This is a genomic window from Wocania arenilitoris (assembly GCF_021728535.1).
Lineage (GTDB): Bacteria > Bacteroidota > Bacteroidia > Flavobacteriales > Flavobacteriaceae > Wocania_A > Wocania_A arenilitoris.
In genome coordinates this window covers 1-14,021 of record NZ_JAKKDU010000015.1, presented here as the reverse complement: position 1 = coordinate 14,021, position 14,021 = coordinate 1, and the positions used below count along the sequence as shown (strand labels likewise).

Here is a 14,021-nt window from a genome sequence, read left to right as displayed (position 1 = left end):
TTTAAAGCCGTTGATCAGGCTGTCTACGCTTTTCGTATTTCAAATCTTTTAAAATATTCGATTTTATTCCTATAAAGAAATTCCATGAGCTTCTTGCGCTGAATGGTACCCAACTAAAATTCATACGCCAGCTTAATAAATCACGCTCAAATCGTAGTTGCGTAAAAGTGAACCCTTTGTTTTTTAAATCGAAACCAGAAGACCCACCAACAGACCACTTAGGGGATAATTCAATATCACCAGAAAACATGAGTGAGTGTGAAGATATTTCATTCTGTCGTCTTGAGTTTGAATAGTTAACAGCATAAGCTAAACGTAAACTCCATGGGATTTTAAAATTATAAAAAGCACTTTTTTCAGCTTCATCATCGTCATCCTCATCCTTATCTGAATCTACGCCAATTTGCTGATTTGCAAAATCTAAATTTTTGGGTAATACGTCTTCAGGGTTATTTAATGCTGCATCGCTACTATCATTTTGTCCTTTACCATCTTTTCCTCCCGATAAGGAGTAGCTCATAGTAGCATTAGCACTAGTTAATCTAAAAAGGCTTCCTCCGTTATCTATATTAAATTTATTTATTCTATTGTTGTTATTATCTAAAGCATAAGGGTCTAAAGTTGCACCAAAGTTTAAGCTTAGTTTATTGTCAAATAATTGTGTGCCACCACTCATTCTTACAGGGCTCCATTGCAATGAATCACCAGCAAAATTATACGAGCTAGAAAAATTTAAGTTATTAATTAGAACTATTTTTTTAGGTTCAGTTGCGGTACTATCTTTATCGCGTACTTTGGCTTCAAAATTGTTAGCAAGAGAAATTCCCATAGAGCTGGAGAAGTTTCTGCCAGGAACTCCAAAAAGTCCACCTTCAAATCTAGAGTATTGTAAACTTGGGTCGTTTTGAAGAATATCAATATCGGCTTGTGTAAGCCCATCGGCATTAATAACCTCGGCAGACTCATAATATCTATCAAAAGCAGGATTAATATTATAACTTATTGATGGGCGAATAACATGACGAATAGCATGTATTTTTGGGTTTTCCTTTTTTTCGTTTTTAAAGTTAAACATACCATAAATTGTGGTACCTAAGCTGGTGCTAAAATTATAGCTTCTAAAGGCATCAAAACCATTTACAGTTTCTGTAATAAGTTCATCATTTAAATTGTCATAAACCTTATTAATGGTTTTAAAAGTCCATGTTTCATTAAAATTTGTAGAAGCACTTAAACTAAAATGTTTAAAAACTTTAAAGTTTGTGCTAATAGGGATAGAATGTTGAAAACCTGTTTTGGCATCGTCAAACATTTCCTTTTTGAAGAACGACGAATCTGTAGTTTGAATTCTGTTTTCTCCTCTTACGCTATATTGTAAATTTATATTTTGAATAATTCCTTTTTTCGATCCAACTTTAGGTGCAAAGGGAAATATTCTACTCACGTTACCTTGAAATGTAGGCAGTGTCATGTTGATTTGCTCGGTGTTTGTGTTTTGTGAATGCGTAGCTGTAACACTAAAATTTACTGACGGCTCACCTTCAAAAGTTTTAGAATACGATACAGATGAGGCTAAGGTGTTATTTAAAAAATTACCTGTATTAATTTGATTTAATGACTGGCGATAATAGGTGCTACTACCTAAATTTACCGAAGCCGAAAAACGTGAGCTGGGACTAGCTTTACTATCTTGACTGTGCGACCAACGCAAATTGTAAACCGTAGATCTTGCGTAATCGGGGAAACCACGTTCGCTAGTAATTAAATTTTCGTAACGAAATCCTAAATTACCTCTAAATTTATAACGTTTTGCGTAGTTGTTTTCTAAACGCAATCCGTAGCTTCCGTTGGTATAATAATCGCCCAAAACAGCTAAATCTATATAGTCGCTTATAGCAAAATAATAACCACCATTTTGTAAAAAATAACCACGATCGTTTTGCTCACCAAAACTAGGTATTAAAATACCAGAAGTTTGTTTTTCGCTTTGCGGGAAAAAAGCAAACGGAAGACCAATAGGTGTTGGTACTTCGTAAATAAACAGATTTGCTAAACCCGTTACAATTTTTTTACCTGGAACAACTTTTGCTTTTCTTAACAAGATGTAATATTCTGGGTCTTCTAAATCTTCGGCGGTAGTATATTTTCCTCGATGTATAAAATAAACAGAGTCGTTCTCCTTTTTTGTTATTTGAGCAATAACAGTACCACCAGATTGTTCAGTTTTAGAATTATAAATTAAAGCTTTTTCGGTTTTGGTATTAAAAATAATAGAATCGGGTTCAACTACATTACTACCTTGAGTAAATATTGGCGCTTGAGTATATTCTCCAATAGAATCCAAAATACCTTTGGCGTAAACCGTATTGGTGCTATAATCTATGGTAATACTACCAGATTTAATGTTGATGTCTCCATAGTCAATTTCGGCTTCATTATATAAATAAAGTTTTTGTTTTTTTTGATTAAAGGATGTGTAATCAGTAGCTGTATATTTTACAATATGCTCTAATAGTTCTTTTTTAGGTTTTATAGAGTCTGTTTTAGTGGTGTCTTGCGCTTTTTCAGCAGGAGCTTCGTTTTTAATTAAGTCTTTAGCATTAATAACCAAACTATCTTTAACAGCAGGCTTAATACTGTCTGTTGGTTTAGGAATATCTTGAGCGAAGCTAAACATGTTAATAAACACTGTAAAACTTAAGGCAAAAAGTATTTTAAAGTTGTTTGTATGCAACGCTTTTAAATGTATTTTTGTAAAAGTATGGCTCGGTTTTTGAATTGCCAAAATTACATATATTTTTCTGTGATAATTTATTATTCAACGGAAAAATTTAAAATTAAATATTTGCTCAATATTAATGAGTAATAAACCGAATTTTTACGCGTTAAAACACTTATGCAAACGAATAAAATATTAGTTTTCGTATCTTTTATAATAGTATTAACATTTTCATCTTTTATAAATGTTGATGATAATCAGAACTCTGATAAATTTGTTGTGGTTTTAGATGCTGGCCATGGTGGAAGAGACCCAGGGAATTTAGGTAATGGTTATAAAGAAAAAGACATTGCTTTAAAAGTAGTTTTAGCAATAGGTAAAGCTCTAGAGCAAGATCCAAGTATAAAAGTTGTTTACACTAGAAAAACAGATAAGCTTATTGATTTGTTTGTTAGAGGAAAAATAGCAAATAAAGCCAATGCAGATTTGTTTGTTTCTGTGCATTGCGATTCGCATACTAGTCAAGCTTATGGAGCAGGAACATTTGTTTTAGGTACTCATAGGAATAAAACAAACTTTGAGGTTGCTAAAAAAGAGAATTCTGCTATTTTTTATGAAAAAGATCACGAAAAAAACTATAATGGATTCGATCCTAATTCCCCCGAATCACTTATCAGTCTTATGCTGGGGCAAGAAGAGTATTTAGATCAAAGCATACAATTGGCTAGTTTAATTCAAAATAATTTTACTAACAGATTAAAACGAAAAGACAGAAAAGTTAAACAAGCAGGTTTTATAGTATTGCACCAAACTGTTATGCCTAGTGTTTTAGTAGAACTTGGGTTTTTAACTAATAAAAGGGAAGGTATTTATCTAAACTCTAGCAAAGGACAACGAGAAATGGCTTTAGCCATAAAAGATGCTATTTTAGAGTATAAAAAAGCGTTGTATTTAAATGTGAGTAACCAAGTTTATACTGAAGAAAAACAGCAAACAATAGAGCAACCAGAAACCACATATAACAATATTATTTTTAAAGTTCAAATAGCAGCAAGCTCAAAAGCTTTAGAAACAAAGCCTTATAATTTTAAAGGGTTAGATAATATTTCCAGAGCAAAAGAAAATAATTTATACAAATATTTTTATGGTGAAACTTCAAATTATAGCGCTATAAAAAAGCTTGAAGAAGAAGCAAAAGCTGCTGGTTTTAAGACAGGTTATATTGTGGCATTTAAAGACGGTAAAAAAATATCTTTAACCGAAGCGCTAAAAACAACTGCTAATTAGGTTCATTCTTTTTAAATTTATCTTAAATTTGTTTAACTAAATATTTTATTTTGAAGATATCAAAAGAAGTTAAAACGGGTATATTAATATTATCAGGAATATTCCTTTTTATTTTTGGATTCAATTACTTAAAGGGTCAAAATTTATTTGAAGATAGTCATGTTTACTATACAGAATTCGATTACAATGCACTAACCACGTCTTCATTAGTAACTGTTAAAGGGAATTCAGTCGGTAAAATAAAAGACATAAGTTACGATTATAAAACAGGTAAAACTAAAGTTGCTTTTTTTGTAAATGGTGAATTAAAAATTTCAAAGAACAGTATTGTAAGAATGTATGAAGCTGGTTTAATGGGAGGCAATGCCATAGCCATAATATTAGCAGAAGATGGCGACATAGCAAAATCTGGCTCTATTTTAAAATCTGAAGTAGAAGAGGGGCTTGTAGCTAGTCTTTCAAAGAATTTTTCTGGTTTAAGCAGCGAGTTAAATTCCACTTTAAGATCAACAGACACACTAATGACAAGTTTAAATAGATTTGTTACAGATGATTCAGAAAATGGGCTTAAAAGCACATTAAAAGAATTAAACAAAACTTTAATATCATTTAAAAGCACATCAAACTCCTTAAATAGTGTTATAGCTAAGAATGATGATAATATTACAACCATTCTTGAGCGTTTTAAAACAACTAGTACTGATTTATCTTTATTAGTAACTCAATTAAAAGATGCAAATGTTGGAGCCACTGTAGAGACCTTAAATACAACATTAAATAATTTAAACAAGCTTTTAACAACTATAGATAATGGCAAAGGCTCTTTAGGAAAACTACTTAAGGATGATGGTTTGTATAAAAATATGGAAGGTGCCACAGAAGAATTAGAAGCACTTTTAAAAGATATAAAACTGCATCCAAAGCGTTATTTTAGAATTCTTTCGAAAAAAGAAATCCCTTATAAAGAACCAGAAACTAACTAAATATTAAAATGGAATATTTGCCTAATATACTTTTTGCAATCCTACTAATTATTGGTATTGGTTATTTTGCAAAAAATGTAAAAAAATTAATTCGCAATATTAAATTAGGTCGAGATGTTGATGTTAGTGATAATAAATCACAACGTTTTAAAAACATGACTATGATTGCCCTTGGACAAAGTAAAATGGTACGTCGTCCTGTAGCTGGTTTTTTGCATCTTATAGTTTATGTTGGGTTTATTATCATTAATATAGAAGTTTTAGAAATTATTATAGATGGCATATTCAGAACCCACAGAATTGGATTAAAAGTATTGCCAGAATCAGTTTACGGATTTTTAATAGGAGCTTTTGAAGTGCTTGCTATTTTGGTATTTATATCGGTTATTGTTTTTTGGGTTCGCAGAAATGTTATAAAACTGGCTCGTTTTTGGAAAAGAGAGATGACCAGTTGGCCAAAAAATGATGGTAATTTTATTCTGTATTTCGAAATGGTGTTAATGACATTGTTTTTAATTATGAATGCTACCGATGTGCATTTTCAAGAGTTAAATTCAGGTAATGTAATTAGTCAACATATCGCACCATTATTCAACGGTTTATCCGAAGGTACACTTCATTTTATAGAAAGAGGCGCTTGGTGGCTTCATATTATTGGTATTCTAGTATTTTTAAATTACTTGTACTTTTCAAAACACCTACACATTTTATTAGCATTCCCAAATACTTATTACGGTAAATTAGCACCAAAAGGGCAATTAGATAATTTAGAAGCGGTAACAAAAGAAGTGCAACTTATGATGGATCCTGATGCCGATCCTTATGCAGTGCCTGAAGATGATGGCGAAGCACCAGAAAAATTTGGAGCTAGTGATGTTCAAGATTTAAATTGGGTACAGCTATTAAACGCCTATACTTGTACAGAATGTGGACGATGCACTAGCGAATGTCCTGCTAACCAAACTGGCAAAAAGTTATCGCCTCGTAAAATTATGATGGACACCAGAGACCGTTTAGAAGAAGTGGGAAAAAATATAGATATCAATAAAGGCGAGTTTAAAGAAGATGGAAAACAACTTTTAGATAATTATATTACACGCGAAGAGCTCTGGGCATGCACATCGTGTAATGCTTGTACAGAAGCTTGTCCTGTTAGCATTGATCCTTTATCAATTATTTTAGATATGCGTCGTTATTTAGTTATGGAGCAATCCGCGGCACCAACCGAGCTTAATAACATGATGACTAATATTGAAAATAATGGAGCGCCATGGCCATATAATCAAATGGATAGGTTAAACTGGAAAAATGAATAAATTTTTCTTGTCTATTGGGGTTTTGTTAGCAATATGTAACTACAATGGTTTTGCACAGAGTTACACAAAAGACTCATTACAATTTAAAGTTTATACTATTGCAACTTTTAAGGATTCTCGTGTAAGGAGTATAAAACTAAATAGGGTTTTCTGTGATTATTGTTCTAAAGAACAAACCACAGCATTAGGTCAAACAGGATTAAAACTTTCTAACAATCTGGTTAAAAAACCTAAAAACAGATTGGTTAATGGGGAAAAACGACTTACAATTGTAATAAGAGTAAAAAGAGAAGACTTTTACAATATAAACAAGAAAGATTCAATTGATTGATTGTGAAATAGCAATTAAATTTAATTTTTATAAATATGAGCGAATTACTAAAAGTACCAACAATGGCCGAATTTATGGCACAAGGAAAACAACCCGAAGTCTTATTTTGGGTAGGTTGTGCCGGTAGTTTTGATGATAGAGCAAAAAAAATAACTAAGGCTTTTGTAAAACTTTTAAACAAAGCCAATGTTGAGTTTGCTGTGTTAGGCACCGAAGAGAGTTGTACTGGCGATCCTGCAAAAAGAGCAGGGAACGAGTTTTTGTTTCAAATGCAGGCGGTAACCAATATTGAGGTTTTAAATGCCTACGAAGTAAAAAAGATAGTAACGGCTTGTCCGCATTGCTTTAATACCATTAAAAATGAATATCCAGAATTAGGAGGTCATTACAAAGTAATGCACCATACTCAATTTTTAAAAACACTTTTAGAAGATGGGCGTTTAACAATTGAAGGTGGAAAATTTAAAGGTAAGCGTATTACATTTCACGACCCATGTTATTTAGGTCGTGCTAATAATGTTTACGAAGCACCACGCGAATTAATCCAAAAGTTAGAAGCAGAATTGATAGAAATGAAAAACTGCCGACGCAATGGATTGTGCTGTGGCGCAGGTGGTGCACAAATGTTTAAAGAGCCAGAAGAAGGTAATAAAGATGTTAATGTTGAGCGTACCGAACAAGCTTTAGATGTAAAACCAGAAATTATTGCAGCAGGGTGCCCGTTTTGTAATACCATGATGACAGATGGCGTAAAAGCTAAAGAAAAAGAAACCCAAGTTCGAGTTATGGATGTTGCAGAACTTATTGCCAATGCACAAGATTTATAAATGACTCCAAAAGACTTAAAATCTCAAATTATTTATGGCATTATATCAGGCTTTGTTTATGCTGGTTTTATTGCTATTGTAGATTATTACAGAGATAAAGAATTTGATTTAAAAAAATTTATTATTGGATTCGTTCTTTTTGGAATAGGAATGATTATTGTTGCACGAATTAAAAATAAGAAAGAGAAATAAATGTTAGTAGATTTTAACACATTACCCGAAGAATCTCGTGTTTGGATATATCAAGCCAACCGTTCGCTTACAGAGGCCGAACTGGAAGAAATTCAATCTAAACTCAATATTTTTATTGAAAACTGGACGGCTCATGGAAGTGATTTACAAGCTGGTTATACTATAAAATACAAGCGATTTATTGTAATTGGTTTAAACCAAGATTTAAATAAAGCAACGGGCTGTTCTATTGACGCCTCGGTTCATTTCATTCAGCAATTAGAAAAGGATTACAAGGTTGATTTAATGGATAAAATGAATGTGTCCTACAAACAAGGCGAGTATGTAGCATATAAAACACTTACAGATTTTAGAAAAATGGCAAAAGATAAAGCCATATCTAAAAACACCATTGTTTTTAATAATTTAGTAAATAATATTGCCGAATTTAAAGAGAATTGGGAAGTCCCTGCAAGTGATAGCTGGCATAATCGTTTTATAAAATAAGCTTACTTTCACTTCTCTTAAATAGTTTTCATTTCATTATGGTTTTGTTTATTTCTTCACGATTTGATTAGCTGATTATCAAAAATAGAAATTATTGCGTATTATAATTTAAAAAAACTTTTATTTCTCAAATAGAATAATGATTTTTACGTCTTTCAAGGTAAAATTACATTATGGCTAACGAGATTTTCTTATTAAAAATTTCAGGACAAGACAAACCTGGTTTAACCTCTGGATTAACTGGTGTTTTAGCAAAATATGGCGCAAAAGTATTAGATATTGGTCAAGCAAACATTCACGACACACTGTCTTTGGGTATTATGTTTGTTATTGAGGCTGGTAAGGAATCTTCACCTGTTTTAAAAGATTTACTTTTTAAATCTTATGAACTTGGTATTAAAGCTAAATTTATACCCATTTCACTTAAAGACTACGAAAAATGGGTGAGCTTACAAGGCAAGGACAGGTATATTGTTACCTTATTAGGAGAAAAATTAGCTGCAGAACAGATATCTGAAGTTACTAAAATAATTTCAGAAAAGAATTTAAATATCGATTCTATAAAAAGACTTACAGGACGTTTGTCTCTTGTTAAAGATGAAGAATACCCAAGAGCTTCAATACAATTGTCTATTAGAGGTAAAATTGATAATAAAACAGAATTCACAGAAAAATTCATGCAAATATCACATGATTTAGATGTCGATATTGCTTTTCAAGAAGATAATATTTATAGACGAAACAGGCGTTTAGTTTGTTTCGATATGGATTCAACCTTAATCCAAACTGAAGTTATTGATGAATTAGCAGAACTAGCAGGAGTAGGCGAAGAGGTAAAAGCTATTACAGAATCTGCTATGAATGGCGAAATAGATTTTAACGAAAGTTTTAAAAGACGTATGAAACTTTTAAAAGGTTTGAGTGAAGATGTATTACAAAGCGTTGCTGTTAATTTACCCATAACAAAAGGAGCACGACGACTTATTGATACTTTAAAAAGCTATGGATTTAAAACCGCTATTTTATCAGGTGGATTCTCATATTTTGGCAATTATTTACAAAAAGAATTAGGTATAGATTATGTTTACGCCAACCAATTAGAAATTAAAAATGGTGTTTTAACAGGAGGATACCTTGGCGATATTGTAGATGGTAATAAAAAGGCAGAATATCTTAAAGAAATAGCTAAAAAAGAAAATATCGATATAAGCCAAACCATTGCGGTTGGAGACGGTGCAAACGATTTGCAAATGCTTAATTTGGCAGGCTTGGGTATTGCTTTTCATGCTAAGCCAAAAGTAAAAGATAATGCTCAAAGCGCTATTTCTAGTATTGGATTAGATGGTGTGCTGTATTTACTAGGTTACCATGACAGGCATATCGATTTATTAGAGTAACTTATAACTTATATAATGTATATCTTCTGTTTATAATCTTATTATAATTCTATCATAAAGTCTTTTTTTCTTCTTTTTAAAAGTATTATTTTGGCATAGTTATTTCTGTAAAAAATTTTCAGTCAATAATTAAGAATTACTATATGCGCCATTTTGTACTTTCGTTGCTTTTGTTTTTTACAATTATACTGTCATTTAGTCAAAACAAATCAAACCCTTTACTGCATGAGGATGTCGAGGCTCAAAAAAAATGGGTTGATAGCATTTATAATTCATTAACACTAAAAGAAAAAATAGGGCAGTTATTTATGATTATGATTTTTACTAATCAAGATAAAAAAGCCATTGATGCCAATGTTAAACTTATACAAGACACTAAATTAGGAGGTGTTATTTATTCTCTTGGTGGACCAGTAAAACAGGCTAAATTAAATAATCTGTTACAAGCAACCTCTAAAGTACCATTATTAGTTGGTATGGATGCAGAATGGGGCTTAGGTATGCGATTAGATTCTACCTATTCATTTCCTTGGAATATGACACTAGGAGCTATTAAAGACAACGATTTGATAAAGCAAACTGGTAAACATATTGGCGAGCATTGTAAACGTTTAGGCGTTCATTTTAATTTTGCACCTGTAACAGATATTAATACAAATCCTAAAAATCCAATAATAGGTAACCGTTCGTTTGGAGAAGATCGTGATAATGTTACTGCAAAAGCTTCAGCATTTATGGAAGGCATGCAAAACGCTGGTGTTTTAGCAACCGCAAAACATTTTCCGGGTCATGGAGATACCGATCAGGACTCGCATAAAACCTTGCCAACAATTAGTTTTAGTGAAAAACGAATAGATTCTATTGAGTTATATCCGTATAAAAAATTAATTGAAAAAGGTTTATCTAGTGTGATGGTTGCCCATTTAAATATTCCTAGTTTAGAATCGCGCCCTGGTTATCCGTCATCATTATCAAAGCATATTGTTGCAGATATTTTAAAAGAACGTTTGGGTTTTAAAGGCATTATTTTTACAGATGCCTTAAACATGAAAGGTGCATCAGATTTTAGCGAATCGGGAGAAATTGACTTAGCCGCTTTTAAGGCAGGTAATGATGGCTTATTAATTTCAAAAGATGTTTCAACAGGTATTTCTAAAATTGCCGAAGCTTATGAAAAAGGCGATATTACAGAAGAGCGTTTAGCACATTCAGTGAAAAAAATATTGCAAGCAAAGTATAAAGTTGGTTTAAACAATTACAAACCAATTGGTTTAGCGAATTTAGCAGAAGATTTAAACAGAATTGAAGATAATGTTTTGTATGAAGACCTTATTGAAAATGCTATTACGGTAATAAAAAATAAGAATGATTTGTTGCCAATTCGTAATTTAGAAACCAAAGCTATGGCTTATGTTAAGTTAGGTGATGACAGCGGTACAGCATTTTTTAACGAATTAAAAAAATACACTAAAGTTCATGCTATTGAAGCTGAAAAGTTAGATGATTTAATGAATAAGTTGCAACCTTATAATACTGTTGTAATTGGTTTACATCGCTCAAACGAAACCCCATGGAAAGCATATAAATTCACTGATAAAGAATTGGTTTGGCTCTACGAAATAGCTAGGACACATACTGTAATACTAGATGTTTTTGTTAAGCCGTATGCGCTTTCAGATTTAAAAACGATTGAAAATATTGAAAGCATAGTGGTGAGTTATCAAAATAGTGAGATTGCACAAAAAAAATCGGCGCAAATCATATTTGGAGCTATTGCAGCAAAAGGAACACTACCAGTTTCGGCAGGAGAGTTTTTTAAAGTAGGTGATGGCATTAATACATTTTCATTAAAACGATTAGGTTATACCATTCCAGAGCGTGTGGGGATGAATTCGGTAAAACTAAGTAGAATAGATTTTATAGCGCAAAAAGCGGTAGATTCAATGATGACACCAGGTATTCAATTACTGGTAGCAAGACACGGCAATGTTATTTATAACAAAAACTTCGGAAAACATACCTATAAAGGAAAAGAAAAAGTAGCTTTTGACGATGTTTACGATGTAGCCTCATTAACCAAAATATTAGCAACATTACCAGTGCTTATGCAAATGGTGGAGCAGGGGCTTGTATCGCTAAACAGCAAACTTTCAGAGCTTTTGCCTGAGTATAAAAAATCTAATAAAAAGGATATTACTATTAAACAAATGTTATCTCATTATGCACGATTAAGACCTTGGGAACCTTTTTATTATAAAACATTAGATTCGGTTACAAGACAACCAAGTCCAAAATATTACCGAACCACTAAAAGTGATAAATTTAATATAGAAGTCACCAAAAATTTGTTTTTAAGAACCGATTATAAAGATTCAATAAATAGCATTATTAAAGATTCAGAATTACTAGATCGACTCAGGTATCGCTATAGCGATTTTCCATATTATATTTTAAAGAAATTTATAGAGAAACATTACGACAAAGGTTTAGACGAAATTGTTCAAAATCATTTTTATCAACCATTAGGAGCTAATTATACCTTGTATAACCCGTACCATAAAATAAGTAATAAAAAAATCGTTCCAACAGAAGTTGATGATTATTTTAGGTATCAAAAAGTACATGGTTATGTGCACGATATGGGCGCAGCAATGCAAAATGGAGTGGGCGGTCATGCAGGTGTTTTTAGCAATGCTAACGATGTTGCTAAAATTATGCAAATGTACTTGCAAAAAGGGTTTTACGGAGGTAAAAGGTTTTTAAAACCTGAAACCGTAGATCAATTTAACACCTGTTATTTTTGCGAAAATAATAATAGAAGAGGTGTTGGTTTTGACAAACCCCAATTAGGTGAAGAAGGGCCAACATGTGGTTGTATATCTATGACGAGTTTTGGGCACTCAGGATTTACAGGAACTTACGCATGGGCAGACCCAGAAGAAGAAATTGTTTATGTGTTTTTAGCCAACAGAACCTATCCCAGAGCTGGAAAAAATATATTGCTAAAAAAGAACATAAGAACAGATATTCAACGTTTAATTTACGAAGCGATTGAAGAATAAAGTACTTAGTGTTAAAAGTTAAAAGTTAAAAGTTAAAAGTATTTAAAGTTGAATAAAAACTGTAGGCACTTTAGACATTTTAGAGACGTAAAACTTAAATATGAAAATAGGAATTGTTTGCTATCCTACATTTGGCGGTAGTGGTGTTGTTGCCACAGAACTAGGTTTAGAGTTGTCTAAACGCGGACACGAAATTCATTTTATTACTTATAATCTACCCGTTAGATTGGAGTTGTTAAGCAATCATGTACACTACCACGAAGTAACTGTACCAGAATATCCATTATTTCATTATCAACCCTATGAGTTGGCGTTATCAAGTAAGTTGGTAGATATGGTAAAGCTTCATAAAATTGAAATTTTACACGTGCATTACGCTATTCCACACGCTTACGCCGCCTATATGGCAAAAAAAATGCTAATTGAAGAAAATATTTATGTGCCCATTGTTACTACTTTGCACGGTACAGATATCACGCTTGTTGGTAGCCACCCATTTTACAAACCAGCAGTTACTTTTAGTATCAATAAATCGGATGCTGTAACAGCGGTTTCAAAGAGTTTAAAAAAGGATACACAGCGTTTATTTGATATTAAAAATAAGATAAGTGTTGTGCCCAATTTTATTGATTTAGATAAATATAATCATGGGTTTACAGATTGTCAACGAGAGATAATGGCAAATGAAGATGAAAAAATAATTACCCATATTAGTAATTTACGCGAAGTAAAACGCGTGCAAGATGTTATTAGCATATTTTATAATATTCAAAAAGAAATACCTGCAAAACTCATGTTGGTTGGCGAAGGTCCAGAGCGTGAAAAAATAGAATGGCGTTGTCAGCAATTAGGCATTACCGATAAGGTTATTTTCTTTGGAAAAAGTAACGAGATAGACAAAATTTTATGTTTTAGTGATTTGTTTTTATTGCCATCACAAACCGAAAGTTTTGGTTTAGCAGCGCTAGAAGCTATGGCATCTAGAGTACCTGTTATTTCTAGTAACACAGGTGGAATTCCAGAAGTAAATACACATGGTGTTTCTGGATTTTTAAGTAATGTTGGTGATGTTGATGATATGACAAAAAACGCCTTACATGTTTTAAGTGATGAAAGTAGATTACATACTTTTAAAAATAACGCCAGACAAGAATCTTTAAAATACGATATCCATAACATTGTACCGCAATACGAAGCCATTTATGAGGATACTTTGGCTAAATGTTTGGTGCTTTAGATTTAATTTTGAAAAGTTCGTTTAACGGTCTAGTGTATGATTTCGTTGCGTGTTTGAGCAACTATAGTTAAATCAAAATAAAACGTCATAATTTTGCATAAAAAAATAGTTCATCAGGATTATAATTGTATTTACGTCTAATTGCTTTTGCTTGTGCCCATTTTTTCTCTATTGGATTTAAATC

The 14,021-nt window shown here is 32.1% G+C and carries 11 protein-coding genes; 10 read left to right on the top strand and 1 reads right to left on the bottom strand.

Translation table 11 applies throughout. From position 1 onward, the window contains the following. Position 1: 1 nt before the first annotated feature. Positions 2–2,785 (bottom strand): putative LPS assembly protein LptD, encoded by a 2,784-nt coding sequence (locus L3X37_RS12260; protein ID WP_237240469.1) that lies wholly within the window; start codon positions 2,783–2,785, stop codon positions 2–4. A 111-nt stretch (positions 2,786–2,896) separates the two neighbouring features. Here L3X37_RS12260 and L3X37_RS12255 point away from each other — a divergent pair, with 111 nt between their 5' ends. The 10 genes from L3X37_RS12255 (at position 2,897) to bshA (ending at position 13,837) form a co-directional block, all read left to right on the top strand. After that, positions 2,897–4,006 carry an N-acetylmuramoyl-L-alanine amidase family protein gene (locus tag L3X37_RS12255; RefSeq protein ID WP_237240468.1) on the top strand — a complete coding sequence of 370 codons (1,110 nt, stop codon included), beginning with the start codon at positions 2,897–2,899 and terminating at the stop codon, positions 4,004–4,006. A 50-nt stretch (positions 4,007–4,056) separates the two neighbouring features. Continuing rightward, a complete protein-coding gene (locus L3X37_RS12250) occupies positions 4,057–4,989 on the top strand; it encodes an MlaD family protein (protein WP_237240467.1) in 933 nt (310 codons plus the stop codon). Positions 4,990–4,997: 8 nt separating this feature from the next. Further along, on the top strand, positions 4,998–6,305 hold the full coding sequence (locus L3X37_RS12245) for a 4Fe-4S dicluster domain-containing protein (RefSeq protein WP_237240466.1): 1,308 nt from the start codon (positions 4,998–5,000) through the stop codon (positions 6,303–6,305). Further along, positions 6,298–6,636, top strand: a complete 339-nt coding sequence (locus tag L3X37_RS12240) for a hypothetical protein (protein ID WP_237240465.1) — start codon at positions 6,298–6,300, stop codon at positions 6,634–6,636. Before L3X37_RS12245 ends, L3X37_RS12240 begins: the two co-directional genes overlap by 8 nt. A gap of 35 nt (positions 6,637–6,671) precedes the next feature. Continuing rightward, positions 6,672–7,463, top strand: a complete 792-nt coding sequence (locus L3X37_RS12235; protein WP_237240464.1) for a (Fe-S)-binding protein — start codon at positions 6,672–6,674, stop codon at positions 7,461–7,463. Further along, the gene (locus tag L3X37_RS12230; protein ID WP_237240463.1) at positions 7,464–7,655 is read left to right on the top strand and encodes a hypothetical protein; all 192 of its coding nucleotides are present in this window, start codon (positions 7,464–7,466) and stop codon (positions 7,653–7,655) included. Continuing rightward, positions 7,656–8,141 carry an ABC transporter ATPase gene (locus L3X37_RS12225; protein WP_237240462.1) on the top strand — a complete coding sequence of 162 codons (486 nt, stop codon included), beginning with the start codon at positions 7,656–7,658 and terminating at the stop codon, positions 8,139–8,141. It begins immediately after the preceding gene. A gap of 173 nt (positions 8,142–8,314) precedes the next feature. Next, the gene (gene serB, locus L3X37_RS12220) at positions 8,315–9,538 is read left to right on the top strand and encodes a phosphoserine phosphatase SerB (RefSeq protein ID WP_237240461.1); all 1,224 of its coding nucleotides are present in this window, start codon (positions 8,315–8,317) and stop codon (positions 9,536–9,538) included. A gap of 143 nt (positions 9,539–9,681) precedes the next feature. After that, positions 9,682–12,600 (top strand): serine hydrolase domain-containing protein, encoded by a 2,919-nt coding sequence (locus tag L3X37_RS12215; RefSeq protein ID WP_237240460.1) that lies wholly within the window; start codon positions 9,682–9,684, stop codon positions 12,598–12,600. A 100-nt stretch (positions 12,601–12,700) separates the two neighbouring features. Beyond that, on the top strand, positions 12,701–13,837 hold the full coding sequence (bshA, locus tag L3X37_RS12210; RefSeq protein ID WP_237240459.1) for an N-acetyl-alpha-D-glucosaminyl L-malate synthase BshA: 1,137 nt from the start codon (positions 12,701–12,703) through the stop codon (positions 13,835–13,837). The last annotated feature ends 184 nt before the right edge of the window (positions 13,838–14,021 follow it).

Coding starts and splice junctions, on each gene's coding strand:
- L3X37_RS12225 (WP_237240462.1), top strand. CDS start 7,656: ATGTTAGTAGATTTTAACACATTACCCGAAGAATCTCGTGTTTGGATA.
- L3X37_RS12235 (WP_237240464.1), top strand. CDS start 6,672: ATGAGCGAATTACTAAAAGTACCAACAATGGCCGAATTTATGGCACAA.
- serB (WP_237240461.1), top strand. CDS start 8,315: ATGGCTAACGAGATTTTCTTATTAAAAATTTCAGGACAAGACAAACCT.
- L3X37_RS12255 (WP_237240468.1), top strand. CDS start 2,897: ATGCAAACGAATAAAATATTAGTTTTCGTATCTTTTATAATAGTATTA.
- bshA (WP_237240459.1), top strand. CDS start 12,701: ATGAAAATAGGAATTGTTTGCTATCCTACATTTGGCGGTAGTGGTGTT.
- L3X37_RS12215 (WP_237240460.1), top strand. CDS start 9,682: ATGCGCCATTTTGTACTTTCGTTGCTTTTGTTTTTTACAATTATACTG.
- L3X37_RS12230 (WP_237240463.1), top strand. CDS start 7,464: ATGACTCCAAAAGACTTAAAATCTCAAATTATTTATGGCATTATATCA.
- L3X37_RS12245 (WP_237240466.1), top strand. CDS start 4,998: ATGGAATATTTGCCTAATATACTTTTTGCAATCCTACTAATTATTGGT.
- L3X37_RS12240 (WP_237240465.1), top strand. CDS start 6,298: ATGAATAAATTTTTCTTGTCTATTGGGGTTTTGTTAGCAATATGTAAC.